Below are 26343 nucleotides of genomic sequence, written 5' to 3' on the forward strand. Positions count from 1 at the left end.
CGTACCCCGTCCGGGCCGAGGTGGCCCCGGCCCGGAACGGGTGTACGCGTCATCGCGGCGAGAGCGGTGCCGGGCTCACTCGAACGGGGTGAGGAAGTCGCCGGGCCGCAGCGCCTTGGCGGTGATCCGGACGTCGCCGATCCAGCCGTAGAAGCCCTGGCCGTACTTGAGGTTGGACGAGGTGGCGCCGATCGCGAACGGCAGACCGAGGGTGGCGATCCCGGTCGACGGCTGGGTGGGGTTTCGGGCGATCTTCGAACCGTCCACGTAGATCGTCGTCGCCTGGCCGTTGTTCACCACCGCGATGTGCGTCCAGCGGCCGACCGGCAGGGCGTGGCTCCACGAGGTCGGGTCGGCGTCCTGCTTGTCCGGGTAGACGACGTACTGCAGGAACCGCTCGGGGGAGATGTTCAGGCTGCACGTGCACTCGTCGGGGGACCAGCCGGTGGTCTTGCCGGCGTCACCGCTGCGGCCCTCCCAGCTCAGGATGCCCATCCAGGCGTGGTCGCCCTCGAACGGGTCGGGCAGCTTGATGAAGGTCTCGATGGTGTACCCACTCGTGAACTTCATGCTGTTGATCGGGGCGTTGGGCCCGGCGCGCAGGATCGCGCCACGATCCGGGCTCTTGCCGCCGTCGAAGCGCAGGCTGGCGTGGGCGGGCTGGCCGGCGTGGTGCTCGGTCGAGTAGGTCAGTGCCTCCGGGCCGCTGGCGCCCAGCCGCTGCACGGTCAGGTCGTTGCCGTTGCCGGAGAGGTCCCGGGCGACGATGCCGGCGGGAACCGGGGCCCCCGGAGCGCCGGGGACCAGCCCGAACGAGTCGAACCGCCAGTACGCCGCCGTGGCGCGCGGCAGTACGGTCACCGGCGGCCGCGACGCGGGCGGCGTGACCGGCGCGAACCCGTCGAACCGCGCGGCGAAGTCGATCTCCATGGTGAACCGGTCGACCGGCCCGGTCAGCTCGATCGTCTCGGCCTCCAGCGGGGTGCGCTTCGCCGGGTCGCGGGCGAGGAACCAGGGCGAGATCGTCTCCACGTCGACGACGTTGCGAGCCAGGTCGAAGTGGTAGAGGCGGATCATCGCCGCGCCACCGTAGTAGCGGTCCTGGTAGTTGGTGATGTGGACCTGGACGTCGTTGCCGGCGGCGTTGCGCAGCGTGGTCCGGCCGGGCGGCCAGTAGTGGCCGTTCAGGGTGAGGAAGATCTGGTCGTTGTCGCGGATCAGCCGGTCCCAGAGGCGCCGTCCGTTCTCCGACAACTGCGCCTGGCCGGCGTCGTCGGCCGCGGCCAGGTCGTGCGTGGTGAGGATGACCGGCAGCGTGTGGTTCGCGTCGATCACCGACTGCGCCCACTGCAGGCCCTTGTCCGAGACCCGCCAGTCCAGGGCCAGGACCAGCCAGTCCCGGCCGGCCGCCCGCAGTACGTGGTAGCTGTTGTACCCGTCCGGCGAGGCTCCGCCGAACGTCGGCATGCCGGTGAAGCGCTGCGGCCCGAAGGCGCGCAGGTACACGCTGTCGCCCCGCTGGTCGTCACCGCCGCGGATGTCGTGGTTCCCGGCCAGGACGCTGTACGGCAACTTGCCGTCGAGCGTACGGAAGGTCTCGCCGGCCAACGTGATCTCGTGCTCGCTGCCGTGCTCGGTCACGTCACCGAGGTGCGTCATGAACACGATGTTCGCGTCCTTGCGCTCCTGGTTGAGATAGCGGAACGTCGCCTTGAGCGGCTCCGGGTCGGAACTGTCCTCGTCGAACAGGTACTGGGTGTCCGGCAGCACGGCGATGGTGAACCGCGGGTTGTCCGGGTCGGACTTGCCCGTCGCCTCGGGGGCGGCCTGGGCCGTGGAGGCGTTGAGCAGCGTCGCGGCGGCGCCGACCGCGGGCGCGGCGAGCGCGGCCTGCAGCAGCGTACGGCGCTCCAGGCGAGGCGGGTCACCGATGTTGGCCATCTTCACTCCAAGCGGGTGGTCGTAGCTGACGTCGGTACGCTGCTCGGCCCCGGTGAGCGGTGGAAGACGCCGGCCTGAACGCGCGCAGGCAACCATCCGAAGATCCACTTGATGGGTCGGGTGGTGTCCTCGGGATGGCCTTCGGTCGTCCATGGTGGGGCAACCTCGGCCACACCCGTACTCCGAAGGATCAGTGTTGATCTTCGATTGTCTGCCCGAAGGAGAACCTCCATGCAGAAACTCGATCGACGCGGATTCCTCGGCCTGACCGGCGCCGCCGGTGTCGGCCTCGCGGCGGCCGTCGCGGGCCTCTCCGAGGCCCCCGCCTGGGCCACCGGCAAGCTCCCCACCGACCTGTTCAAGCTGGGCGTCGCGTCCGGCGACCCGCTGCCCGACGGAGTCGTGCTCTGGACCCGGCTGGCGCCCGACGCCCTCGCCGCCGACGGTCTCGCCGGCATGCCCCGCCGGGTCGTCCCGGTGCAGTGGGAGGTCGCCGAGGACGCCCGGTTCCGCCACGTCGTCCGGCGCGGACTGGACCTGGCCACCCCGGAACTGGGGCACTCCGTCCACGCCGAGGTCAGCGGGCTGCGGGCCGACCGCGAATACTTCTACCGGTTCCGCGCGGGCAACGAGGTCAGCCCGGTCGGGCGGACCAGGACCGCCCCCGAACCGTGGGCCCGGCCCGGCAGCCTCGCCTTCGCCTTCGTCTCCTGCCAGAACTTCCCGACCGGCCACTTCACGCCCTACCGGCACCTGGCCGAGGAGGACCTCGACCTGGTCGTCCACCTCGGCGACTACATCTACGAGGGCCCGGCGGCCGGCACGATCGGACGAGCCCACCTGCCGGCGGCGGAGATCTTCTCGCTCGCCGACTACCGGGTACGGCACGCCCAGTACAAGACCGATCCGGACCTCCAGACCGCACACGCCCGGTTCCCGTGGGCGGTCACCTGGGACGACCACGAGGTGGAGAACAACTACGCCGACGAGATCTCCGAGGACGCCAACCAGTCACCGGAGAGCTTCCGGCAGCGCCGGGCCGCCGCGTACCAGGCGTACTACGAGCACCTGCCGCTGCGGCGCAGCGCGCTGCCGCGCGGTGCCGACATGCGGCTCTACCGGCGGCTGCGGTACGGCCAGCTCGCCGAGTTCAACGTGCTCGACGGCCGCCAGTACCGCGACGACCAGGTCTGCGGCGGCGGCTCGGCGGCACCCTGCGACGACGCGCTCGACCCGTCGCGGTCGATGCTCGGCGCGCAGCAGGAGAAGTGGCTGCTCGACGGGCTCACCTCCTCGCACGCCACCTGGAACATCCTGGCCCAGCAGACCGTGATGGCCCGCGCCGACCGCGACCCCGGACCGGGGCTGCTGCTGCCGATGGACAACTGGAACGGCTACGAGCCGGCCCGGCAGCGGATCTTCGACCGGGTCGCCCAGCGCCGGATCGACAACATGGTCGTGGTCACCGGCGACGCCCACTGCAGCATGGTCGCCGACCTCAAGCAGAACTTCGACGACCCGAAGTCGCGCACCGTCGGCGTCGAGTTCCTCGGCACCTCGATCACCTCGGGTGCCGACGGCGCGGACATGGACGCCCGGGGCACCGAGTGGCTCGCCTCGAACCCGCACATGAAGTACTACAACCAGCGCCGTGGGTACGTCCGCTGCACCGTCGGCCGGGACGAGTGGCGCAGCGACTACCGGGTGGTGCCGTACGTGACGACACCCGGTGCGCCGGTGAGCACCCACGCCAGCTTCGTGGTCGAGAGCGGACGTCCGGGCGTACAGGCGGACACGACCCACTGATCCGCGGCCCGGCCCGCGCCCCGGCGGCCACGTCGTACGCCGCGGCGCGGTGGCGGGTCAGGAAGCGGAGCCGGGGTGCCCGGAGCGCCGCAGGCCGGCACTGCCGGCCTGCGGCGCCCGGCGCGCGGAGAAGGAGCTCCGCGCTGACCGGCGGTGATAGTCGTCGCGATGGGTGAATTCGACGACCAGACCACCGGGAAGACCGATGCCCCGCCGAGGGTCGGCGAGTTCCTCGGTGAACGGGCCCGCCCCGGCCCGGATCGCGAGAGTTCCCCGTTCCTGCGCGGACAGCTCCGGCGTGCCAGGGTGGGCGAGGCGGAACTGGGCGATCGACCGACGGACGAGATGGACCAGTTCCCGGGCCGCGCCGGGCGAACCGAGGTCGCCGCCGCCGAGCGCCAGGCCCGGCTGCCGGATGGTCCGCAGGCTGTCGCAGACCAGCAGCACCCGCTCCGGCTGGTCGTCCGGCCCGGCCGGCAGCAGGTGCAGCCGGCCCGGCCACTGCCAGCGGATCTGCCCCGTGACGATCCGGCTGCCGGCCTGTTCCGACCAGCGGCGGTGCCGGGGCCGGCCGGTGCGGGTCTCGCCGGGTGCGCCCACCTTGTCGAAGTCCCAGTTCTCGCAGACGAACGCCAACCGCCGGTCGGTGACGGTGACGTCCGCCGGCCGGAGCAGGGACCAGTGCAGGGTGCCGTTGCCCAGCGACGGGCCGAGCAGGTAACCGGCGACGTCGACCCGGCCACGCCAGAGCGCCCGTTCACCCGGGTCGAGCAACACCCGGTGGTGCCGGTCGAGCTGCGGGTAGCCGCGGTCGTCCTGGTCCGGCTGGTCGAAACGGTGCGGCCGAACGAAGTACGGGGATGCGTCGTCGCTCATCGGCGGAGGGCCTCCTGTGGACGAACTTCCTCCTGTCCAGGTTCGCGGACTCTGTGACCCGCGTCATGACACCTGTTAGGGGGTCGGCTGATCGGGTGAGGCGTATGACCGGTAGTCGCCGATCTCCTCCGCCCGTACGAGTCCGTCCTCGATCGCTCGGGCCAGCAACGCCGCCTTGGTGGCTGCCGGGCGGCCGGCGCGGGCGTACTTGATCCGGGCCCGGTCGACGTACTGCTTCACGGTGTGCTCGCTGATGTTCATCCGCCGGGCCACCGAAGCCTTCGACATCGACTGGAACCAGAGCAGCAGCGCCTCACGCTCCTTCTCGGACAGTACGGGCCGACCCGACCGGCGGTCGCCGACGATCGCACCGGCGAGCGCGGGCGGTACGTAACCACGGTCGCTGGCGGCGGCGAGCACGGTGGCCACGCAGTGCTCGCGCCCCTCGTGCTTGGCGAGGAAGGCGACCGCCCCGGCGTCGAGCACGGCCAGGATGATGTCGGCCTCGGTGTGTTCGGAGTAGACCACCACCCGGCGACCGGCGGCGCCGAGTTCGGCGACCTTGTCCAGCACCAGGTGCCCGTGCAGCCGCAGATCCAGCATGATGACGTCGGCGGCCGGTTGGTCGTCGCCGAGTACCACGTCCGGGTCCTCGCCGGTCGCCACCACGGTCAGCCGTGGCTCCTGGTCGAGCCAGGAACGTACGCCCTCCACCACCACCGGGTGGTCGTCGATGATCGCAACGGTGAAGCGCTGCTCCCGGTCGTCGCTCACGTGGCCCGCCACCGGGTCTGCGCCCATACCTGATCCCCGTCCCGCTCGTAGACGTACTCGACTTCTCCGTTGTCGGTGCCGGCCGCGGCCGGCCCGGCCGGATCCGCTCCGGTGCTCGGGGTGACCACGCTGACCACCACCTCTTCCGGCTGGGCGACCACGGTCAACCGGGCCCACTGCTGGGCGGAGGCGAGGGTCGCGGTGAGGGGTTCGGCCAGCCTGCGGCGAACGTGTACGGGCAACGCCGGCAGCGTACCAACGGAAACCAGCTCGACCGGGAGACCGTTTCGCTCCGCGATGTCCACCGCCGCGCGCAGTTCGTGCAGCAGCGGGTCCGGTACGTCGTCGGACTCCGCGATCAACCGGCGCAGCCGTGCCGCCTCCAATGCGCAGCGCCGCTGCACCACCGGATCGGTGGGGTCGGCGGAGCCGTCGGCCAGTTCCGCGAGCAGCGCCCCGGCGGTCCGGCTAACCAGGGCCAGTCGTTCCTGGCGGTCCGCTCGGGCCCGTTGGGCGGCGATCCGTTCGGCGTCGAGGGCAGCGCGGGCCGCCAACGTGCCGGCCGTACGGGCGGCCAGGGTACGCAGCACGCTGGCCGCGACGCTGAACGCGATCGGCAGGGTCGCGGTGCCGTAGGTGTACATGGCGTACCGGCTCAACCCGGCGGCGTCACCGGCGCCGTAGACGAAGACCGCGACCAGCGCGATGGCCGCCTCGGTGGCGAAGACCGCCACCAGTGCGGTGACCGGGCGTCCCCAGAGCACGAGGACGACGAACCAGCCGAGCGTGCCCCAGCCCCAGTTCGCCGGCAGGAACAGCAGCTCGGCGGGGGTGTTGACGAAGACCATCGCGTCGACCAGCAGCAGTACGCCGATCAGCCGCCAGGTCGGCGTACGTGTGCCCCGGAGCAGGTGGGCGGCGGAGATCGCGCCGACCGCGACGAAGATCAGCCAGCCGGCGCCGACCAGCCACGGCCACCGGTACACCGACCAGTTGCCGAGCAGCGCGGGCACGTTGACCACCGTGTGCCAGCCGAAGGCGATGAGCACGGCCGCGATCCGGCTGCCCCGGTCGGCGGTGGCGGCGACACCGGCCACCACGTCCCTCGGCGTCGCACCCGTACCGTCCGGTCCGGCCGTCGCGCCCGGATCGACGGCCCCGTTCCGACCCGGGGCGATGACGCCGAGCGCGACGCCGGCATCGGTGCCCCGGGCCAGCGGCGCGGTCCGTCGGGTCGCCGGGTCGTCCGTGACAGCCGGGTGCCGTGGCTCAGTGGACATCGGACCACTCCAACCGCACCCGGGTGCCGCGACCAGGGGCGGAGTCGACCTCGGACCGCCCGCCGATCGCCGCCATCCGTCCGTGGATCGACTCGCGCAGGCCGTACCGGTGCAGTGGGACCGTCAGCGGGTCGAAGCCCGGCCCGTCGTCGGAAACCTCGACCGCGACCCCCGCGCCGGCCAGGGCGGTGAGCCGCACCGAGACGGCGGTGCCGGGGGCGTGCCGGACCACGTTGGACAGCGCCTCGGCGGCGCTGTCGGCGAGCGCGTCGGCGATGTCCGGCGGCACCGCGCAGGGTTGCAGGTCGACGGTCGGGGCAAGCTCGGGCGTGCGGTGCAGGAGCGCCCGGAGCCGGTCATCGAGGGCCACCGGCACGCGTGGGTCCGGCGGCGCCGACAGCGCACGGCTGCGGGACGAGGCCAGCGCGTCGAGCGTACGCAGGTCGGCCGCCGCCCGTACGCGTAGCAGCGGTGAGCCGGCGCCCACCCCGCCGAGCCCGACGACGGTGAGTGTGGACAACACCGTGTCGTGCAGGTCGCGGTTGTGCCGGCGTTCCGCCGCTCGGGCCGCTCGGGCGATCAGCACCTCACGCGAGGCCCGCTGGTAGTCGGCGAACGCCTCGTCGGCGGCGCGGCTGCTGCGCCGGGTCAGCGCGGCCAGTCCCGCGCCGAAGATGGTCTGCACGACCAGGGTCACCGAGTGCGAGACCGCCTCGGTGTTGTTGCCGGCGAGATGAGCCCCGTACGCGTACGCCGCGGTGACGACCAGTCCGGCCGGTACGGACCGGGACGCGGGCAGCCCGAAGTGGGCGACGACGATCGACGTGCTGGCGAGGATGGCCAGCCAGCTTCCCTCACCGGGCAGGACCTCGGCGGCGACCAGCCGGTTGATCAGCAGGCAGCAGCCGATGGTCAGGGTCAGGTCGACGTAGATGATGCCGGCGGTCAGCCCGCGCCGCAGGGTCGCCACGGCGAACAGCACGGACCAGCCGGTGAGCACGACGATCGTGGTGACCAGCAGCGGCGTGGAGACCGGCGGGGTCCGTACGGCCAGCGCCACGGCCGCGCCCGCGAGGCCGCAGGTCAGCCGGAGCAGCGCCGGGAAGATCGCGAAGACCTGGTTCAGTGCGCCGCTGGCCGGCCGGTCCTCGTCGGCGGCGGGATCCGGGGCGATGCCGAGGCTGGTGACCAATGTCAATTCCTGCCCTCCCGGCGGCTGATCGGTTCACTGGCCGGACGTCCGGCATATCGACGGGGGAGAATAGCACGAATAGCCCGATCAGTTCCCGTACCGGTGCAGCCGTTACGGGCCTGTGTCCCGGCGCCGCCGCGCAGCGCCGGTTTCAGTCCACGCGGGATGGAGAAACTGGTAGGGCATGAGCGAGATTCGGGTGGGCACATCGTCGTGGGCGGACCGGCTGCTACTGGCCTCGGGCTGGTATCCGCGGGAGGCCAACACCCCGGCCGGCCGGCTGGCCTACTACGCGGACCGGTTCGACCTGGTCGAGGTGGACACCACCTACTATGCGCTCCCGGCGGTGGAGACCACCTCGGCCTGGGTCGAGCGGACACCACCGGACTTCAAGTTCAACGTCAAGGCGTTCAGCCTCTTCACCGGCCACCCCACCGCCATCTCGGCGCTGCCCCGGGACCTGCGTCCCGCCGGTGACCCGGATAGCCGGGTACGCCGACGCGACCTGCCCGAGCCGACGTACGAGGAACTGTGGGAGCGGTTCCGTGCCGTCCTGGAACCGCTCGCCGCCGCCGACAAACTGGGCGTGGTGCTGCTCCAGTTCCCGCCGTGGCTCGGTTACGGCGAGGCGGCCAAGCGGCGGATCATCGAGGTGGCCGAGCGTTGCCGACCACTGCGGGTCGCCGTCGAGTTCCGGCACAGCTCCTGGTTCGACGGGGACAACGCCCGCTACACCGTCGGTTTCCTGGCCCGCAACGACCTGTCGATGGTCTGTGTGGACATGCCACAGGGGCACACGTCCTCCGTACCGCCGGTTCTGCTCGCCACCGCGGACCCGGCGGTGGTCCGCTTCCACGGACACAGCACGGCCTGGGGCAGCGGCGACAAACAGGAAAAATTCCGGTACGCGTACGCCGAGGGCCAGCTCGCCCGGTGGGCCGACCGGCTGCGCGAGTTCGCCCGCGAAACCGACGAGCTGCACGTGCTGATGAACAACTGCTGCGGTGACCAGGCCCAACGCGACGCGGCCCGGCTCGCGGCACTGCTGCGCCGCGACGGCAGCCGACCGGACACCGAGCAGCTGACCCTGCTGCCGGTCGGCTCCTGACGTCGCCGGGGTGGCTGCGCCGGTCAGCTCCGGGCGCTCGGTCGCGGTGCCTGGATGGACAGGAACGCGTCGATGTTGCGCAGGTGCTTGGGAGTCAGCCCGAGGTGCGACTGCGGGGACACGATCAGGGTCGGCGCGAGCCGGGACAGCTCGCTGCCGTTGTCGTGGGCGCGCAGCTCCCAGGTCGCGTCGTCGTCGGTCCAGACCAGCGGCCGGCCCTCGTCGCGGACCACCCGCTCGGCCGCCGGGTACTTCCACCAGCCCTGCTCGACGGCGACCGGTGCGGCACCGGCGAGCGCCTGCTCACGCTCGTCGAACTCCGGTGAGTCCTGGGTTTCGAACCTCGGCAGCCGCAGCAGCCGGGCCAGGTTCTCGGCATCGTGCTGCCAGGTCGTGTGCCAACGGACCTCGGCCCGCCCCGACTCGTGCACTTTGCGGATGAAGTCGAGCACCGGCCGGGCCGCCAGGATCGGCCAGTCGGCACCCGCGGAGCTGGCGGTGCCGGTGACCCACTGGTCCCGGGGCCACACGTTCCGGTCGGGCCTGCGGCTGATCGCGTTGACCACGCCGTCGATGTCGAGCAGCCACACCGGTGTGGGATCGACCGTCTCCATGACAGCAGTTGTACGCCCAGCCCACCCGTACCACCAGCCTTTTCGAGCGCCGACCGCCGGTTATGGGAGACCAGCGGGGCGTCGCCGGCCAACCGGTCACATGCTGACCCGCAACGCCCGGGCGACCTCCGCGGGCTCGACCTCGCCGGGCTGACCCCAGACCGCCCTAGCCCGAGAGATCTTGAGCGCGAGGTTCTCGACCAGCTCCCGTACCCGGTCAGGGGGAACGTCCGGGGCGGAGACGACCTTGAAGTAGCGCACCGAATCGACCAGCGCCGACTTCACCCGCTCGTGGGACAGGTACAGGCCGAGGTCGGCCTCCCACCGTACGGTCGCCTCCGCCGGCAGCCGGGCCTGCCAGGCGGCCCGCATCGCGGCCTCGTCGTCGGGCAGGTAGGCCATCTTGTGTAGGTGCCCGCACAGGTCGTAGACCGGGTCACCCCAGAGCGCGAACTCCCAGTCGATGATCACGACCCGGCCGGCCGGCGTGAGGATCATGTTCTTGCGATGTACGTCGGCGTGGACCAGACGGAACGGGCGCGAGTTCAGCTCCGACCAGACGATCGGTGCGAATGGGTCGGCGGGGAAGCGCAACTCGTCCCAGAGCCAGCCGAACTGCTCCCGGTTCTCCCGATGCACCCCCCTAGTGATGTTGCTGAGCTGGCTGGCGAAGCCGGCGGAGTCACCGTCACACGGCCAGTCGGCCGGCGGCGGCGGAAGTTCGGACGCTGGCACCGACCCCATGGTCAGGAAGAACTCGGCCACCTGCTCGACCAGGCCGTCGGGCACGGCGGTGTCCTTGGGTGCCACCGCGTCGACCACCAAGCCTTCGATGTATTCGTGCACCTGGAACGCGGGATCGGCATGCACCGCGCGTAGCTTCGGGACGGCCGGGACGTGCCGGCCGACGGCGGCCAGCACCAGATGCTCGGGCCAGATCGCCAGGTCCATCGTGTCGATGCCCGGAATCGGGACGCGAACCAGATCGTCCCCGACTCGGACGTTGTGGTTGTAGAAACCGGCTGCGCGGTCTTCCCGACCGAGCGCCTCCCGGTAGAGAGCCGAGAGCCCATCGCCGGTGAGCAGTTCCAGCACACCGCCTATCCGGCGGTCCAGGTCGGTCACGCCCTCCGGCAGGCGTAGGGCGGCGCGTGCCCGGGTGACCGCGGCCTCGAGGTCCGGTGCGGGCGCCCCGAGACGTTCCGCGAGCCGCACCCCGGCGATTACCAGGGTCGGGTAGACCTCGACCGTCTCCAGTTCGGCGATCGCCCAGCGGATCGAGGCGAGCGCTTCCGTATGGCGGCCGAGTCGGGCCGACAGGGCGGCCCGGTAGAGCTCCGCGCGGGCCCGGCCGGAGCGGTACGCCGAACGTTCGAACGCCGCGACCGCCTCGGTGAGGGCATGCTCGGCCGCGCCGAGTTCACCCAGGGCGGTATGGGCGAGACCCAGCGCGCAGTAGGCCTTGCCGATCTCGTGGTCCGCGCCGATCTCGCGCTGCCGGGCGAGGGCGGCGTGCGCCGCCGGCACCGCCGCCCGAGGATTGGTGACCGCCAGCAGCTCCGCCCGATTGGTCATGATGTCCGCAAGGCCGATCGCGCTACGCGCGGTGGTGTAACTCGCCTGAGCCCGAGCGAGGTAGTCGGCTGACGCCGGGTAGTCGAAGGCGAACCGGTAGCCCAGGTGGAGCAACCGTTGCACGTTGCCGCGCTCCTCGTGACAGTGGGCCGGCAGCACCCGCTCGATCTCTGTCGCGGCCGCCACGGCGTCAACGAAGCGGCCCTGTGCCATGTGCAGGTCGCCTGCCCAGAGGCCGGCGTCCAACCTGGCCGCACCGTCGTAGCCCTGCCAGACCACCTCGTAACGGTGCAGCGCGTCCGCCGTGTCGCCGAGGATCCGACGGGCGTGCGCCGCCGCCACCGCAAGGCGTGCCCAGACCTGGTCGGCCGGTGGCTCGATGGGCAGCTCAGCGGTGAGCTCCGCCGCCGCCGCGGCATCGCCGTGCATGACCAGCGTCTCGGCACGCAGGCAGGTGGCCAGGTGTTCGAGTTCGGTCGCGTCCGCCTCGACCAGATAGTCCTCCAGGTCTGCCAGCATGCCCTCCACCCCGGACGTGGCCGACGCCGTGCGCACCCGGTCGCTGTAGTCGAGAAAGGTGGTCGGCGACAGGTCGTCACCGCAGAGTCCGTGGTAGGCCGCCTCGCGCAGCGCCACCACCATCTCCGCCGGTGTCACCCCCGGCCGGTTGGCCCGGTCCCGCCAGACGCGGTGCAGCAGGCGGTGCAGGGCTACCCGGCTGCGTACGCTCAGCCGGCGCCGCATCGTCGACGCCATAAGCTGATGCAGTTGCAATCCAAAGTCACCGGCGGGCTGCACGAACGAGTAGCCGATCAGCGACTCCCAGGCCAGCGTGTGTGACGGCAGGGCGTACGCTTCCGCGACCGCCTGGAACACCTCGCTGTCGAAGAGCCGGGCCGGACTCAACAGTTCCAGCATCCGTACGTCCACCGGGTCGACATGCTGGAGGAAGCGTTCCAGGATCGCGTCCGGCGACACCACCGAACCGTCTGTGGCCGCGGTGCCGGCATCCGTGGCGAGGTGCAGGAAGAAAGGCACCCCCTCGCTGCCCTGCGCGATCGAGCTGGCCAGTTCGGGGTCCTCCACGCCGATCGCCACGAGCAACTCCAGCCGAGCCGGAAGCGGCAGGCCGCCGATGGGGATGGTGCGGGTGAGGGTTGCCCACGCCGGGTCGTACCGGTGCCAGTCAATCGGCTCCCGGCTGGCGACCACGGTGAGACCGTCGTCCACCTGGGCCACCAGGTCACGCAGCCAGCCATCGACGGCGGCGGTCCGGCCAGCCCGGGCGGCGCCCCCGATCAGCGCCTCGTACGCGTCGACGAACAGGACCTGCGGCGCCCGCCCGCTGGCGCGCAGGTCTGCCGCGAACAGGTACGTCACCGCGTCCATGAGTTGGGGCAGCGACAACTGGTCGAGCTCGCGCAGGGTCTCGTCATGCCGCAACTGGTGCCAGCGACGCAGGTTGCGGTCGGCCAGGTCGATCAGCTTGACCGCCGTGCCGAACACCGGGACGGCGGTGAACTGGTCAAGCAGCGAGGTCAGCACCTCGCTGTTCTCGACCAGCGCCCGCCCCTCCCGCCCGAGGCTGAGTCGTGGATGGAGCCGTTGCCACAACACGGCGTATGCGATGTCGAACCGGTGGAATGCCACCCGCTGCTGGCCGAACTGGGTCCGCAGCACTGCCAGTGCGTCCTGGTGTTCCCGCTGGGCAGGCACCTGAAGGTCGAGCACGGCCGTCGGATGGGGGTCCGGTACCCGCTTGCGGAGTTCGACCAGGAGGCGGGACTTTCCGATCCCGCCGATTCCGGTCAGGTTCACCACCCGGGTCTCGTTCTCGTACCCGGCCAGCAGTTCCTGGAAGGCGGCGAGCACCGGTTCCCGGTCGACGAACGGCCGGCGGGAGGTACCCGGCCGGAAGCGGGGGGTGAGTGCCATGACAACCTCCGTGGCAGCGCGTTGATCCGTTGACGCGCCGTTTGCTCGTACGCCCGGCACGCCCCACATTAGGCGATGGTGGATAGTCGCCTGATTCCCCGAACCGAGGTCGACAGCGGCGGGCGTGGGAGGAAACTTGACTCTGACACGGTGTCAGGGGCCACGGTGGGACAGGTCATGTTCAGTATCGGAGACTTCGCCAAGCTCGGCCGGGTGTCGGTCCGGATGCTGCGTCACTACGACGCGATCGGACTGCTGCGCCCGGCTGCCGTGGATCCCGCCAGCGGATACCGCTCCTACCACGCCGACCAACTGCGCCGGCTCAACCGGGTGATCGCCCTGAAGGATCTCGGCTTCACCCTCCAGCAGGTGCAGAGGGTGCTCGACGACGAGTTGGACGTCGAGCAGCTGCGCGGCATGTTGCGCCTGCAACGGGCGGAACTGGCCGCGCGGCTGGCGGCGGACGCGGCCCGGCTGACCGGGATCGAGGCGAGGCTCCGGATGATCGAGAACGAGGGCCACATGCACACCGAGGACGTTGTACTCAAGAAGATCGCCCCGGTCCGGGTCGCCGAACTCAGCGCGGTCGCGGCCAGCTACGAGAGCGTCGACATCATGCCGGTGATCCACCCGCTCTATCCCGAGCTGCTCTGCCGGCTCGACGCGGCCGGGGTCGCCGTGACCGGCCCGTCGGTCGCGTACTACGACCCGGCGCCGGGTGACTCCGGCGAGGCGGTCGTGGTGCACGCAGCGATTCAGGTCGCGGTCGCACCCCGCGACGACCACGACTTCACCATCGTCGACCTGCCCGGCATCGACTCCGCGGCGACGATCATCCACCGTGGTCCGATGCACGAGGCCGACCGGAGCATGCACATCCTGGCCGGCTGGGTCGAGGAGCACGGTTACCGCATGATCGGGTACGCCCGCGAGGTCTGCCTGGAGTTCGTGCCGGACGACCCGGACAAGTGGGTCCACGAGTTCCAGGTCGAGGTCGCCCGGTAGCGCTCCGGTAACCGGGGCCGCCGAGGTGAACCGTTCTCGCGGTGGGAAACCGTCTTCGCGGTGGGGAACCGTCTTCGTGGTGACGCGTTCTCCGCGACGGTGACCCGTTTTCCGTTGCGGTGAACCGTACGCGGTCCCGGATCCGATGAGGGGTTGTGACCGTACTGTCCGGGCAGCCGCCGAGCGACGCCGAGCTGCTGGCCTCGATCCGGGCCGGCGACCGGGCCGCGTTCGAGCTGTTCTACCGGCGCTACGCGAACTGGTTGGTGCTGCGGCTGCGGTACCGCTGCGCCGACCCGGCGCTGGTCGACGACGTGGTGCAGGAAACCTTTCTGGCGGTCTGGCGGGGCACCGCGCACTACCGCGACCAGCCGACCGGAGAGGTCGCCGGCTGGCTGTGGCGGATCGGGTCGCGCCGGCTGATCGACGCGTTGCGCGGGCACGGCGCCCGGGAACGGCTGGCCCGGCTGCTCACCCGATACCGGCCCCGGGACGCGCCGTCGGCCGAGGAGCAGGTGCTGCTCGCGGTCGAGCACGGCGACCTGGCCGGCGCGATCGAGCGACTCTCACCCGAGCTGCGGGCGGTACTGCAGGCGACCGTGCTCGACGGTCTCAGCACCGGGGAGGCGGCGGTGCTGCTCGGCATTCCGGCCGGCACGGTGAAGACCAGGGCGATGCGGGCCCGCCGGCAACTACGCCAGGAGCTGACATGAACCGGCGGACCGGCACGAGCCGGGTGAACGGGGTGTACCGGGTGAACGGCGTGTACCGGGTGAACGGCGTGTACCGGGTGAACGGCGTGTGCCGGGGGATCGGCCCGGACCGGGGGAGGCGGCCATGACCAGCCCGCACTGGCACGTGCCGGACGAGGAGCTGCGCCGGTACGCCGACGGCCTCCTCGCCCCGCCGCTGTTCTGGTCGACCGACGCGCACCTGCTCGGCTGCGCCGACTGCCGGTCCCGGCTCGCGTCGGTCGCCGACCCGGAACCCGTACGCGCCGGCTGGGCCCGGCTGGACGGTGAACTCGACGCGCCCGTACCCGGTCCGGTCGAGCGTCTGCTGCTCCGGCTCGGGGTGGCCGACCACACCGCCCGGCTGCTCGCCGCCACCCGGGTGCTGCGCCGCTCCTGGCTGGCCGCGGTCGCCACCACCCTGGTGCTCACCATCACCCTGGCGCACCTGGCCCACCCGGTGGTGTTCCTCATGGTGGCGCCCCTGCTGCCGCTGGTCGGCGTCGCCGCCTCGTACGGTCCAAGCGCCGACCCCACGTACGAGATCGCGCTGGTGGCGCCGCTGCACTCGTTCCGGCTGCTGCTCCTGCGCTCGGTGGCGGTGCTGGGCGCGACCAGCGTGTTGAGCGTCCTGGCCAGCCTGGGCCTGCCCGACTACGGCCTGCGGGCGCTCGGCTGGTTCCTGCCCGCGCTGGCGTTGACGCTGCTCAGCCTCGCGCTGACGCCCCGACTCGGTCCGGTTCTCGCCGCCGTCGCGGTCGGGCTGGGCTGGGTCGTCCTGCTGGCCGGCACGCTGCCCGGCCACGCCGACAACGCGGTGCTCTTCACCCGTGGCGGCCAGGTCGCGATGGCGCTCGCCTGTGCGCTCACGGCCACCCTGCTCCACCGGCTCCGGCCGGCGTTCGACGTGCCCCGCCGGATCGATCGTGCCCCGAACACCGGGGCCGGGAGGATGTCATGACCAGCACACCGACCGGAGTCGCCGCGGTCCGCGCCACCGACCTGTCCCTGCGGTACGGGCGTACCGTCGCCCTGCGGCAGGTGTCCCTGACCATGCACGACGGGGTCACCGGCCTGCTCGGGCCGAACGGCGCGGGCAAGACGACCCTGCTGCGGATCCTCGCCACCGCCCTGCTCCCCGACGACGGCGAACTGACCGTGCTCGGCCACGACCCGCGTACGGCGCCGGGGCGACTGGCCGTCCGGCGCCGGCTCGGCTACCTGCCGCAGAGTCCGGGCTTCCACCCGAACTTCACCGCGTTCGAGTTCGTCGACTACGTGGCGATCCTCAAGGAGCTGACCCACCGGCGCGACCGGCACGAGGAGGTACGCCGGGTGCTCGCCACCGTCGGCCTGGACGCCCAGCGGGGCAAGAAGATCAAGGCGCTTTCCGGCGGCATGCGGCAGCGGGTGGCGGTCGCGGCGGCCCTCGTCGGCGACCCGGAACTGCTGATCCTCGACGAGCCGACGGTCGGTCTCGACCCCGAGAAGCGGCTGCGGTTCCGGGAGCTGATCGCCGGGCTCGGTGAGGGGCGAGCGGTGCTGCTCTCCACCCACCAGACCGAGGACGTGCTGATGCTCTGCCGGCGGGTGGTCGTACTCGACCACGGCACGGTGAAGTTCGAGGGTCCACCCGCGGACCTGGTCGCGCTCGCCCACGGCCGGGTCTGGACCGGCGACGTACGGGCCGAGGGCACGCTCGCGTCGTGGCGCACCGGGACCGGTCGCTACCGGCACATCGGTGACCCGCCGCCCGGTGCCGAACTGCTCGATCCGACGATCGAGGACGGCTATCTCATGCTCGTCGACGTGACGGCCGAGGAGGGGGTCCCGGTATGACCACCACGCTGCGATCGCGACCGGTACGGACCGACGACCGACCCGAGCCGACCACCGCGGACCGCTGGGCGGCCACCGTGGCACTCGCCCGGGGCGAGGCGAAACGCGGACTGCGCCATCCGGCCACCGTCGCCGCCGTACTGCTGCTCGTCGGCCCGTGGCTGTACGGGTGGCTGGCCGGGACCGCGAACCGTTACCCGGTGCTCCAGGACACCGACCGGAGCCTGCAGTTCGTGACCGTGCTCCTGTTCGGGGGTGCCGCCCTGATCGTCGGCAACCTCGCGGTGCTGCGCCCGCGTCGGCACCGCACCACCGCCCTGTACGACGTACTCGTGCTCCCGGTCGCCTGGCGTACCGCCGCGCACCTGCTCACCACGCTCGCGTTCGGACTGCTCGCCGCCGTACTCGTGGCGGTGCTGGTGACCGTGGCGGCCGTACTTCCCGGCGCGGCCGGGCGGCTCGACCCGTACGAGCTGCTCACCACCCCGGTCGCGGTGGTGCTGCTCGGCGCGGTCGGGGTACTGCTGGCCCGGCTGGTCGGCTCGGTCCTCGTAGCCGTGCTCGCGGTGCTCGGATCCGGCGTGCTGATGATGGCACCCGACCTGATACCGCTGTCCGACGACAGCCGACTGGCCTGGTTCCTGCCGGTCACGTCGCAGGACGCGCCGGTGCCGCTGCCGGTCGACCTGCTGGCCCGGCCGGCCGGACCGCACCTGGTCTACCTGACCGGGCTGGTGGCGCTGGTCGCCGTCGCGGCACTGGCCCGCGCCGGTGCCCGTGGCCGCCGCACTGTGACGGCCGGTCTGCTGGGGTTCGCGCTGCTGGTCGGTGGTGGGGTGGTGCAGGCCCGCCCGGTGGACGACGCCGTGGTCGCCGCCCGCATCACGGCCACCGACAACCCCGCGGCCCAGCAGACCTGCCGCCGGATCGACCGGGTCAGCTACTGCGCGTTCCCGGACTTCGCCCCCTGGGTCGACGCCTGGGACGAGGTGCTGCGGGGTGTGCTGCGCCGGGTGCCGGCCGCCGAGGCGGAGCAGCCGCTGGCCGTACGGCAGCGCGTCTGGGCCCACGGGTACCCGGAGGCGGGCGGTGTGACGACCCAGGAGGAACGGCAGGCACGGGCGGATGCGTGGCGGCGCGGCGACGTCGCGGCGGGGACTCCCAGCACGATCAGCGTCGGCACCAGGTGGGGCCGGGGCCAGGAAGAGGCCGAGTTCGCCGGGCTGGTCGCGTACGAGGTGATGAGCCGCAGGGGCGCGGGAGCCGACGGGATGGTCTGCGGTGCGCGGGGCGTACTGGTCGGCTGGCTGGCCGGTCAGGCGACGCCGGAGACCGCCGCCGGGCTGCGGATGGCCGACGAGAACAGCTGGGGCGGAATCCAGTTCGGCGAGCCGAGTTTCCACCAGGGGGTGAGCGTGACGGACCGGGAGATGGTGGTCGTGTGGGAGTTGTTGCGGCGGCCGGCCGACGAGGTCGCCGTGGTGGTGCGGCGGAACTGGGCGGAGTTGACCGCACCGGACACGTCGACCGAGCGGGTGGGCGAGTTGTTCGGCGTAACCGTCCCGCCGCAGGTGCCGGAGGACGAGCGGGGCGTATGTACGGCGTGAGCAGGTTCGGCACGATGCTGGCCCTGCTCAGACCCACCGCGTACGCGATGAGGTGGGTGCCGCTGCTGGCCGCCTGCGGGTTCGGGCTGGCCGTGGTCGGGGTGCCGTCCGCCACGGCGGTGGTGCTGTCGGCCGAGGACCTGAGCACCCTGCTCCGGGTCGGTGCGATGGCCGGTGCGCTCGGTGCCGCGTTCGTGCTCGACGATCCGGCCGAGCGCAGCATTGCCGTGGTGCCGACCCAGCGCCCGGCCCGGCACCTGCTGCGGGTGCTGATCGCACTGCCGGTGCTCGCCGCCTGGTGGGTCGGCATGCTGGCGGTGACCGTCGCCGGGGCCGGACCCGGGATCGGGCCGGTGGTGCCGCTGGCGGATCTCACCGTGGAGGCGACGGCGATCGTCGCCCTGGTCGTCGCGCTCGCGGCAATGGCGAGGCGGCGGAGCGAGTCGGGGATCGTCAGCACGGTGGCGGCGCCGGCCCTGCTGGTCGGGCTGGTGGTGCTGTACCTGGTGCCGGAGCGGATCGCCCTGTTTGTCGTACCCGATGATCCGCGGTGGGCGGCCGCCCACGACCGTTGGTCGGTCCTCGCGATCCTCGCGCTGGCTGGTTTTCTCCGGGCCGGCATCGAGCCGATCCGGCGGCCGCCGTGGAGCCGACCCGGCGCGGCCCGGCGGCTTACCGGGTGAGGGCGGGTTGACCGGGTGAGGGCGGCCTACCGGGTGAAGGTGAAGTAGCGCAGGTCCGGGTCGAAGGTGGCCGGTGCGACGGTGAGTTGGTAGAGGCCGACACTGAGGGTCTGGTCGGCGGGGGCGGCGAAGGCCAGTTCGCGGAAGCCGGCCCCGGTGCACCAGGCGCGGATGCTCGGGGTCAGGTCCGGGGCACGGCGGTGCCGGGTCCAGATCACGAAGCCGTTCGGCGCGCAGAGCTGTGGCAGGGCCGCCACGGTCGCCTGTACGTCGGCGTCGGAGATGTTGCCGAATACGCCGCACATCAGCACGATGTCAGCGGGTACGGCACCGAGGTACGACGCCGCCACGCCAGCGTCGGCCTCCACCACCTCGATCTGCCGGTCCAGCCCCGCCGCCGACGCCGCAACCCGTGCCGCCTTCGCGTTCGTCGGATCCAACTCGACCAGCCGAGCCCGTACGTCCATCCGGCGTGGATGGTCGCCGAGCACTCCGAGCACGTCCCGCCCCTCACCGGCACAGCCGCTGACCAGCCGGACCGGACCCGGTGCAGCTTCCGCGAGCGCCTGCCGCAACTGGTCCTGCACCAGCCGCAGCCGGTGCCACAGGTGCGATCCCGGCTGGTCGTACGCGCTGTGCCACTCGGTGCCGTAGCGGTTCATGCCGGCAACTCCCCGTCTCGATGTGTGACCCGTACCCATCATCGCCGAACGGACCGGGAGACTGTGGCACCCTCGACGCAGAGCCGCCACGGACTCGACGACTTGGGGAGAGAAATGACCGACCAGTACGGCCAGGGCTCCCAAGCACAGCCGTCCGCCCAGCCGAACCCACAACCGCTCCCCGCCCAGCCCGGCGGCCCGTCTCCGTACGCGCAGGCGCCCGATCCGTACGCCGAGCCGACCTCGCCGCCGTCGTACCCGGGCGCGGCGCCGTTTCCGTACCCGGACGGTGGTCCTTATCCGTACGGGGATCCGGGTCAGCCGGTTCCGCAGCGTAATCGCGCGAAGCCGTTTCTTGTTGCCGCCGCCGGTCTGCTCGCGCTCTTCGTGCTCGCACTCGGTGGGCTCGCGATCTGGGACGGTGTCCGGGAGGACAGCGGCGTCGCGGGCTGCCGGTCGTTGGCGGAGCGGACCTCCGGCGAGAACCGTGAGTTGGCCGAGGACGAGCACCGTGAGCTGCGCGAGCAGTTCGCGGACTCCGACATCCGGGCGATCCGGGAGCACGGTACCCAGATGATGGACGTGCTGTGGGAGGTGTCGAAGCTGCCGCCGGGCGAGGAGATGGGCGCGCTGCGTTACCTGCCGCAGTTGTCCGCGCACGCCGAAGGGCTGCGCCGGGCCTGCGCTGACCAGGGTGTGGTGATCTCGCCCAATCTGCCCGACTAGTCCGCTCACCGTCCGCGTACCGGACCCGACGGGGTCCGTAAGCTGCATCTGACCGGCTGCGCGGTGCCCGGCAACGGCCGCCGCGGGCGAGGGTCGGGTCCCCCGGGACGGAGGAGAGACGAGATCATGACGCGCGAGCGAATCGGCCTGGTGGTGCACACGGGTCGGCAGGCGGCGGTCGAGGCCGCCGGTTTGGTGCGTCGGTGGGCGAACGCGAACGACATCACGGTCAGTGACATCGACGTCTGGGAGCGGGACTGGGAGAACTGCCACCGGCGCAACGCGGTGGACGAGGCCGAGGCCGCCGGTCATCCGGCGCTCGTCGTCACGGTCGGTGGCGACGGTACGTTCCTGCGCGGTGCCCGGATCGCGGCCGAGGACGGCGTACCCGTACTCGGCATCAACGTCGGCCGGGTGGGTTTCCTGACCGAGGTCGACCCGAGCGAGATCGGCGCGGCCCTGGACGCGTTCTTCTCCGGGAACGTGCACATGGACGAGCGGCTGATGCTGACCCTCTGCGCCTCCCGCCCGCTGGAGATCCCGAAGGGCATGCAGGACCTGCTCCGGTACGGGCGCGGCCCGTTGCTGCCCCCGCCGCCGTTGCGGCAGCCGGAGGAGCCGATCAACCGCGCCGGGGTGGCGCTGGACGTGACCGCGCTCAACGACATCGTGTTCGAGAAGCTGGCCCGCGACCGGCAGGCGAGTCTCGGGGTCTACCTGGACGAGAGCCTGTTCACCTCGTACTCGGCGGACGCGCTGGTGGTGGCGAGCCCGACCGGCTCGACCGCGTACAGCTTCGCCGCCGGTGGCCCGATCCTGTCGCCCCGGCTGCGGGCGCTGGTGCTGACCCCGGTCGCCGCCCACATGGTCTTCAACCGCAGCATGGTCGTGGCCGCCGACGAGGCGGTATCCGTACGGGTGCTCGACCACTCGGGCTCGGTGGCGGTCAGCGTCGACGGGCAACTCCGGGGCGTGTTGAACCCGGGCGACTGGGTCACCGTGCAACCGGCGGCGCAACCGGCCAAACTGGTCCGGCTCCACTCGTCGCACTTCTACTCCCGACTGCGGGAGAAGTTCTCCCTCGCCGGTGCCCCGGCCGCGATCGCCGACAGCGAGCCGGTACGCGGCCGGGTGGAGTGAAGGGGGCGCCGCGTTACGGCAGTATCGACCGCTCGGATCGTCGTCCGGGCGGCGAGCACCGCGCCGCCGTCCGACGCCGGTCGGCGGCGCCGATCGTGGCTCAGGCGGTGGCGGCAAGCAGGTCGTGGACCGCGGCGGGGCCGGTTTCGTCCTGGTTGCTGAGGATGACGAGGCGGCGGTCGGAGTCGGGCAGCCAGGCCGCGAATGCCTTGAAGCCAGCGTTGTCGCCCGAGTGCTGGCGCCATCGCTCGCCGTTGACCGTGCCGATGAACCAGCCGTAGCCGTAGCTGCGCAACTCGGGGCCGTGAATGGTGGCTGCGTGCTCGGTGAACGTCAGCCGCAGCGACTCCGGGCCGAGCAACCGCCCGGCCGGTAGCCCGTCGAGCCACGCCCGCATGTCGTCGACGGTCGACCAGGCGTCACCCGCGCCCATCCCCACCGAGTCCAACTCGAACGACGGCACGGGCTTGTCGGCGGCATGGCCGCGGGCCACGTCGGTGCGGTCGCCGGGGGCGCCGACGAACGTACGGTCCATGCCCATGGGGGTGAAGATCTCGTCGTCCAGGAACTCACGGTACGGCCGGTCGGCGGCTCGTTGCACGACGTGGGCCAGCAGGACGTAACCGGGACTGCTGTATTGCCAAGCGGTGCCGGGCTCGAACAGCGGCGCGGCCTGGTGGAAGACGGCGATCAGGTCGTCCGGTGCCATCCCGGCGGTCAGGTCGATCGTCGGGTAGTCCTTCCAGTGGCCGAGACCGGAACTGTGCACCAGAAGCTGGTGCAGGGTGATCGGTTCCCACGATCGCGGGCAGCCGCCGATCCACCGGCCGACCCGGTCGTCCAGGGCCAGGGCACCCCGCTCGGCGAGCAGGAGAACCGCCGCCGCGGTGAACTGCTTGCTGATCGAAGCGATCTGGTAGCGGGTCTGCCGCGAGTTGACCGTGCCGGTCGCCGCGTCGGCGTACCCGCTGTCGACCTGGGCCAGGACCGTGTCGCCGCGGGTGACCAGGATCGAGCCACGGACCGGCTGGGTGGCTGGTGTCATGGCTCGACTCTAGGACTTCGCGCGGGCGGCGAGCAGTTGCCGGATCTCCTCCTTCAGGTGGTCCGACACACCGTCGGCCTCCACCAGCCGGGGCAGCAACTCCGGCTCCAGCATCCAGGCCCGGAACCCCTCCGCGATGCTCACCCCACGCTCCGGGCGGTGGACCACGCGTACGTCGTCACCGGCGCGGACCTCGCCGGGCTCGACCACCCGCAGGTACGCACCCGGCCGCGCCTCCCGGGTGAAGCGTTTCACCCAGCGTGGCTCGGCCATCTTCAGCTGGAAGGTGGCGCACGGTATCCGGCCGAACGTGGTCTCCAGCAACAGGTCGGCACCGATCCGCCAGCGTTCACCGATGAACGCGCCGTTGACGTCCAAGCCGGTCGTGGTCAGGTTCTCGCCGAAGACGCCACCCCGCAGCGGGCGCCCCAGTTCGGTCTCCCACCAGTCGTAGTCCTCGCGGGCGTAGGCGTACACCGCCTGGTCGTCGCCGCCGTGGTGGGCGATGTCGAAGATCTGGTCACCGACCAGGCCGCTGTGCAGCCCGGTGGTTTTCGGGCCGGGTGCCCGGACCTGCACCGGGCCGTCGACGGGCTGCTTGTTGATGCCGGTGACACCGACCGACTTGGCGCTGTTCGGCTCCGGTACGGCCAGGTTCACCGAGAGAATCATCCCCATGGATCCGACCATACGCGGGGTGCCCCCGGTACGGGTGGCCGTACCGGCACCGGTTCAATGTGCGCATGGTTGTGCGAATCGACGTGGACGCGGTGCGCGGTGCGGTGGATCCGGCGGTCTACCGCGAGGCCGAGGAACTGCTGGCCGGAGGCAGGCTGGGCCGTACCGTCGAGGTGGGCGGCGGCCTGATCGGAGCCGTACACGACGAGGACGCCACCGCGTACGAGGTGTGGGTCGGCGTGGTCGGTGGCGCGTTCACCGGCGAGTGCGAGTGTGCCGCGTCGGAGGCCGATCCGGAGGAGCTGTGCGTGCACGCGGTCACGCTGACGCTCGCCGCCCTCCGCGACGGCTTCCACTGGTCGTCGGCGGCCACCGCCCCGTCGACCGTCGAGGTCGACCCGGAGGTCCGCCGGTTGGCCGAGGTCGCCGCCACCCTCCCGGTCCGCCGGCTGGCCATGTTGGTCGCCGAGCACGCGGTCACCGACCGCCGGCTGGAGACCAGGCTGTTGACGTACGCCGGACAGCTCGGCGCCCCGACGGACGCGGAACTGGCCGACGTGCGCGCGACCGTCGACGGCCTGACCGTCACCGACCAGTCCGATCCGTACGACGTGGCCAAGGCCGGTCAGCAACTCGTCGAGGAGTTGGAGGTGCTCGCCCAGCGGCCCGTCACCGAGGCGACCCTGCTGACCGTCGAGTACGCCGCCCGCCGCTGGGACACGCGTCTGGGACCGCTCGGTGCCGTCGCCGACGACGAGGACTTCGAGGAGATCGGCTCGGCCCTGCGTGCGGTGCACGTACGGCTCTGTGTGGAACTGCGTCCCGACCCGGACGCGCTGGTCGAGCGGATGCTCGACATCGTCGAAGCGGCCGAGCCGGTCACCTCGTGCCTCGACCTGCCGACCGACTACCTCCCGGTCCTCGGCCCCGACCACGTCGCCGCCCTTGGCGACTAGGCCTGGTCCGGCAACGGATACATTGCGCGGATGTTCGCGATCACGCTGGCCGACGGGGCCGAACTGCGCCCGCTGGAACCGTGGCAGGCCGAGGAGTTCCTCGCCCACATGGACCGCGCCCGCGCCGCCGTGGACCCGTGGATTCCGTGGGCGAGCCGAAGCACCGACCTGGACTCGGCCCGCGCCACGCTCCAGCGGTACGCCGACCTCGCCGCCCGCGACGCCGGCCGGCTGTACGGCATCTGGCTCAACGGCACCCTCGTCGGCGGGACCATGTACACCTCCTTCGACGCCACCGCCGGCAGCTGTGAGATCGGCTGCTGGCTGGAACCGGCCGGGCAGGGCAGAGGCCTGATCACCCGGGCGGCCGGGCACCTCGTCGACTGGGCGGTACGCGTACGCGGCATCCACCGGGTCGAGTGGCGTACCAGCCCGCAGAACACCGCCAGCAGTAACGTCGCGCGCCGGCTCGGCATGCGGCTGGACGGCGTACTACGCGAGACGTTCCCGCACCGGGGAATCCGCCACGACACCGAGATCTGGTCACTACTCGCCCCGGAGTGGCTCACCCGTACCCCAGGATCCCCTGGCGCTTAGGGCGTACGGAAATGACCGGTCGCTGATGTCGTTCCACCTTTCCGGTGACCCGTTTCGCTGAATGTGGAAACTGCGTGTTCGGGTGGCTCGCAGAGGTTGCGACACGGGCTCATGTCCTTAGAGGAGGGTTAACTCTTCAGCCGCACAGAGTGACCGAATGATGCTCTGCTGTCGCGTCCGAGCTGTGGCAACGTCTGTGCTCGCACTCCCGATGCGGGGTGCCACCGACATTGACGCGGAGAAGACCATGAGTACCCCGAACCACCCCGGCCAGGAGCCGCCGTACCAGCCCGAGCCGCCGCACACCCCGTACCCGCCGCAGCCGACCTACCAGCCCGGCGTGGCCAGCTACCACCCTGCCCCGCCGCCCGGATACCCGGCCGCGGCGCCGCCGCCGGGTTATCCGGTCGCACCGCCACCTCCGCGCAAGCGCCGACGGTGGCTGGTGCCGAGCCTGATCGGGGCGGGCATCGTGGTCGCACTCTGCTGTGGCGGCACGATCATCGCGGCCAACTCCGGCGACCTGGACGAGACGAACAGCTCGGCCGCCGCGCCGGCCGGGACCCCGACGGCGGCCGGGTCCGACGCCCCGGCGGCGCCGAAGGCCGCCGAACCCGCCAAGACCGAGGCGCCGAAGCCACCGCCGGAGGGCCCGAAGAAGTACAAGGTCGGTGAAACCGTACGCGGCGGCGACTTCGAATTCGTCGTGCACGGCGTCAAGTGCGGCATCGCGCAGGTCGGCAGTTCCTATCTGAACCGAAAGGCGCAGGGCACGTTCTGCCGGACCGATGTCTCGGTGAAGAACGTGACGAAGAAGGCCCATCTGTTCCATGCTGACGGAACCGTCAGTGCGCAGGATGCGAGCGACCGCGAATACGAGGCGGACGGTGAGGCGAACATCTACGGCAACAAGGATGGCGCCGGTTTCCTGGACGAGATCAATCCGGGCAACTCGATCCGCGCCTTCGTCTACTTCGACGTACCGAAGAACACGAAACTGACCACGATCACCTTCGACGCCGGACTGTTCACCCTCGCCGAAGATGCTGTGGTCACGCTCTGACGGTGGTCGCGGCCGCACGTACGCGCCGAGTAGGTCAAGCTGTCGGCTTGACCTCAAGTGAGCTTCAACTCGCAGGCTGGTCATCCACGGAGAACGGAGCTGTTGATGATCGACCCGAGTACGCCGATCCGCCTGGCCCGACCCAGTAGTGACCTGGCGGCGGCCGAACGCTTCTACGTGCACGGTCTGGGCCTGGATGTGCTCTACCGCGGTGTCGCGGGTGGCCCGGACGAGCACGACCTGCTGATGCTTGGCTGGCCGGAGGCGTCCTGGCACCTGGAGTTGGTCGGCGGGGCGAATCTCACGGTGCGCCCGTCACCGACCGAGGAGGACCTGTTTGTGCTCTATCTGGCCGGGCCGGTGGACGACGCGCTGGTGACCCGGCTGGAGCAGGCCGGTGGGCGGCGGGTGTCACAGGGTGCGTACTGGGACCGGTGGGGCGTGACGGTCGAGGATCCGGACGGTTACCGGCTGGTGCTGTCCAGCCGGTCGTGGTCCAACGGGGGCTAG

General features: G+C 71.5%; 25 protein-coding genes. 15 read left to right on the top strand and 10 right to left on the bottom strand.

Annotated features, from left to right (window positions below; all coding sequences use genetic code 11):
- Positions 1-75: 75 nt before the first annotated feature.
- Complete coding sequence (locus AB0J90_RS03595) at positions 76-1941, bottom strand: LamG-like jellyroll fold domain-containing protein (protein ID WP_363591761.1); 1866 nt, start codon at positions 1939-1941, stop codon at positions 76-78.
- Positions 1942-2172: 231 nt separating this feature from the next.
- Here AB0J90_RS03595 and AB0J90_RS03600 point away from each other — a divergent pair, with 231 nt between their 5' ends.
- A complete protein-coding gene (locus AB0J90_RS03600; protein ID WP_363591763.1) occupies positions 2173-3747 on the top strand; it encodes an alkaline phosphatase D family protein in 1575 nt (524 codons plus the stop codon).
- 57 nt (positions 3748-3804) lie between these two features.
- Here the strand turns inward: AB0J90_RS03600 and AB0J90_RS03605 are convergent, their stop codons facing one another.
- The 4 genes from AB0J90_RS03605 to AB0J90_RS03620 form a co-directional block, all read right to left on the bottom strand.
- The gene (locus AB0J90_RS03605) at positions 3805-4623 is read right to left on the bottom strand and encodes a hypothetical protein (protein ID WP_363591765.1); all 819 of its coding nucleotides are present in this window, start codon (positions 4621-4623) and stop codon (positions 3805-3807) included.
- Between the two features lie 75 nt (positions 4624-4698).
- The gene (locus tag AB0J90_RS03610) at positions 4699-5424 is read right to left on the bottom strand and encodes a response regulator transcription factor (protein WP_363591767.1); all 726 of its coding nucleotides are present in this window, start codon (positions 5422-5424) and stop codon (positions 4699-4701) included.
- Positions 5394-6677, bottom strand: a complete 1284-nt coding sequence (locus AB0J90_RS03615; protein WP_363591769.1) for a hypothetical protein — start codon at positions 6675-6677, stop codon at positions 5394-5396. Before AB0J90_RS03615 ends, AB0J90_RS03610 begins: the two co-directional genes overlap by 31 nt.
- Positions 6667-7875, bottom strand: coding sequence for an ATP-binding protein (locus tag AB0J90_RS03620; protein ID WP_363591771.1), 1209 nt, complete (start codon positions 7873-7875; stop codon positions 6667-6669). Before AB0J90_RS03620 ends, AB0J90_RS03615 begins: the two co-directional genes overlap by 11 nt.
- 178 nt (positions 7876-8053) lie before the next feature.
- Here AB0J90_RS03620 and AB0J90_RS03625 point away from each other — a divergent pair, with 178 nt between their 5' ends.
- The gene (locus tag AB0J90_RS03625) at positions 8054-8977 is read left to right on the top strand and encodes a DUF72 domain-containing protein (protein ID WP_363591772.1); all 924 of its coding nucleotides are present in this window, start codon (positions 8054-8056) and stop codon (positions 8975-8977) included.
- Between the two features lie 23 nt (positions 8978-9000).
- Here AB0J90_RS03625 and AB0J90_RS03630 read toward each other — a convergent pair whose 3' ends face one another.
- Both AB0J90_RS03630 and AB0J90_RS03635 read right to left on the bottom strand, forming a co-directional pair.
- The gene (locus AB0J90_RS03630) at positions 9001-9591 is read right to left on the bottom strand and encodes a hypothetical protein (RefSeq protein WP_363591773.1); all 591 of its coding nucleotides are present in this window, start codon (positions 9589-9591) and stop codon (positions 9001-9003) included.
- A 96-nt stretch (positions 9592-9687) separates the two neighbouring features.
- The gene (locus tag AB0J90_RS03635; protein ID WP_363591775.1) at positions 9688-13101 is read right to left on the bottom strand and encodes an aminoglycoside phosphotransferase family protein; all 3414 of its coding nucleotides are present in this window, start codon (positions 13099-13101) and stop codon (positions 9688-9690) included.
- A gap of 177 nt (positions 13102-13278) precedes the next feature.
- Between AB0J90_RS03635 and AB0J90_RS03640 the strand changes: the two genes are divergently transcribed.
- The 7 genes from AB0J90_RS03640 (at position 13279) to AB0J90_RS03670 (ending at position 18966) form a co-directional block, all read left to right on the top strand.
- Positions 13279-14106 (top strand): MerR family transcriptional regulator, encoded by an 828-nt coding sequence (locus AB0J90_RS03640; protein ID WP_363591777.1) that lies wholly within the window; start codon positions 13279-13281, stop codon positions 14104-14106.
- 155 nt (positions 14107-14261) lie between these two features.
- Positions 14262-14819, top strand: a complete 558-nt coding sequence (locus AB0J90_RS03645; protein ID WP_363591779.1) for an RNA polymerase sigma factor — start codon at positions 14262-14264, stop codon at positions 14817-14819.
- Positions 14816-14947: a hypothetical protein gene (locus tag AB0J90_RS03650; protein WP_363591781.1), complete on the top strand. Its 132-nt coding sequence runs from the start codon at positions 14816-14818 to the stop codon at positions 14945-14947. Before AB0J90_RS03645 ends, AB0J90_RS03650 begins: the two co-directional genes overlap by 4 nt.
- A complete protein-coding gene (locus tag AB0J90_RS03655; RefSeq protein ID WP_363591783.1) occupies positions 14944-15798 on the top strand; it encodes a hypothetical protein in 855 nt (284 codons plus the stop codon). Before AB0J90_RS03650 ends, AB0J90_RS03655 begins: the two co-directional genes overlap by 4 nt.
- Complete coding sequence (locus AB0J90_RS03660) at positions 15795-16676, top strand: ATP-binding cassette domain-containing protein (RefSeq protein WP_363591785.1); 882 nt, start codon at positions 15795-15797, stop codon at positions 16674-16676. Before AB0J90_RS03655 ends, AB0J90_RS03660 begins: the two co-directional genes overlap by 4 nt.
- The gene (locus AB0J90_RS03665; protein ID WP_363591787.1) at positions 16673-18283 is read left to right on the top strand and encodes a hypothetical protein; all 1611 of its coding nucleotides are present in this window, start codon (positions 16673-16675) and stop codon (positions 18281-18283) included. The genes AB0J90_RS03660 and AB0J90_RS03665 overlap by 4 nt, the downstream gene beginning before the upstream one ends.
- Positions 18280-18966 carry a hypothetical protein gene (locus AB0J90_RS03670; protein WP_363591789.1) on the top strand — a complete coding sequence of 229 codons (687 nt, stop codon included), beginning with the start codon at positions 18280-18282 and terminating at the stop codon, positions 18964-18966. The genes AB0J90_RS03665 and AB0J90_RS03670 overlap by 4 nt, the downstream gene beginning before the upstream one ends.
- A gap of 26 nt (positions 18967-18992) precedes the next feature.
- On the opposite strand, the gene AB0J90_RS03675 is transcribed toward AB0J90_RS03670, so the two are convergent.
- On the bottom strand, positions 18993-19628 hold the full coding sequence (locus tag AB0J90_RS03675; RefSeq protein ID WP_363591791.1) for a class I SAM-dependent methyltransferase family protein: 636 nt from the start codon (positions 19626-19628) through the stop codon (positions 18993-18995).
- Positions 19629-19742: 114 nt separating this feature from the next.
- On the opposite strand from AB0J90_RS03675, the gene AB0J90_RS03680 reads away from it, so the two are divergent.
- Both AB0J90_RS03680 and AB0J90_RS03685 read left to right on the top strand, forming a co-directional pair.
- On the top strand, positions 19743-20354 hold the full coding sequence (locus AB0J90_RS03680) for a hypothetical protein (RefSeq protein WP_363591793.1): 612 nt from the start codon (positions 19743-19745) through the stop codon (positions 20352-20354).
- 126 nt (positions 20355-20480) lie between these two features.
- Positions 20481-21494: an NAD(+)/NADH kinase gene (locus tag AB0J90_RS03685; protein WP_363591795.1), complete on the top strand. Its 1014-nt coding sequence runs from the start codon at positions 20481-20483 to the stop codon at positions 21492-21494.
- Between the two features lie 100 nt (positions 21495-21594).
- Here AB0J90_RS03685 and AB0J90_RS03690 read toward each other — a convergent pair whose 3' ends face one another.
- Positions 21595-22539 carry a serine hydrolase domain-containing protein gene (locus AB0J90_RS03690; RefSeq protein WP_363591797.1) on the bottom strand — a complete coding sequence of 315 codons (945 nt, stop codon included), beginning with the start codon at positions 22537-22539 and terminating at the stop codon, positions 21595-21597.
- A gap of 9 nt (positions 22540-22548) precedes the next feature.
- On the bottom strand, positions 22549-23217 hold the full coding sequence (locus AB0J90_RS03695; RefSeq protein WP_363591799.1) for an MOSC domain-containing protein: 669 nt from the start codon (positions 23215-23217) through the stop codon (positions 22549-22551).
- 65 nt (positions 23218-23282) lie between these two features.
- On the opposite strand from AB0J90_RS03695, the gene AB0J90_RS03700 reads away from it, so the two are divergent.
- The 4 genes from AB0J90_RS03700 (at position 23283) to AB0J90_RS03715 (ending at position 26343) form a co-directional block, all read left to right on the top strand.
- Positions 23283-24173, top strand: a complete 891-nt coding sequence (locus AB0J90_RS03700; RefSeq protein ID WP_363591801.1) for a hypothetical protein — start codon at positions 23283-23285, stop codon at positions 24171-24173.
- 30 nt (positions 24174-24203) lie between these two features.
- Positions 24204-24770, top strand: coding sequence for a GNAT family protein (locus AB0J90_RS03705; RefSeq protein ID WP_363591803.1), 567 nt, complete (start codon positions 24204-24206; stop codon positions 24768-24770).
- 247 nt (positions 24771-25017) lie between these two features.
- Positions 25018-25833 carry a DUF4352 domain-containing protein gene (locus AB0J90_RS03710; RefSeq protein WP_363591805.1) on the top strand — a complete coding sequence of 272 codons (816 nt, stop codon included), beginning with the start codon at positions 25018-25020 and terminating at the stop codon, positions 25831-25833.
- 105 nt (positions 25834-25938) lie between these two features.
- On the top strand, positions 25939-26343 hold the full coding sequence (locus tag AB0J90_RS03715; protein ID WP_363591807.1) for a VOC family protein: 405 nt from the start codon (positions 25939-25941) through the stop codon (positions 26341-26343).

The sequence above is a fragment of the Micromonospora sp. NPDC049523 genome (assembly GCF_040676775.1).
Classification (GTDB): domain Bacteria; phylum Actinomycetota; class Actinomycetes; order Mycobacteriales; family Micromonosporaceae; genus Micromonospora_G.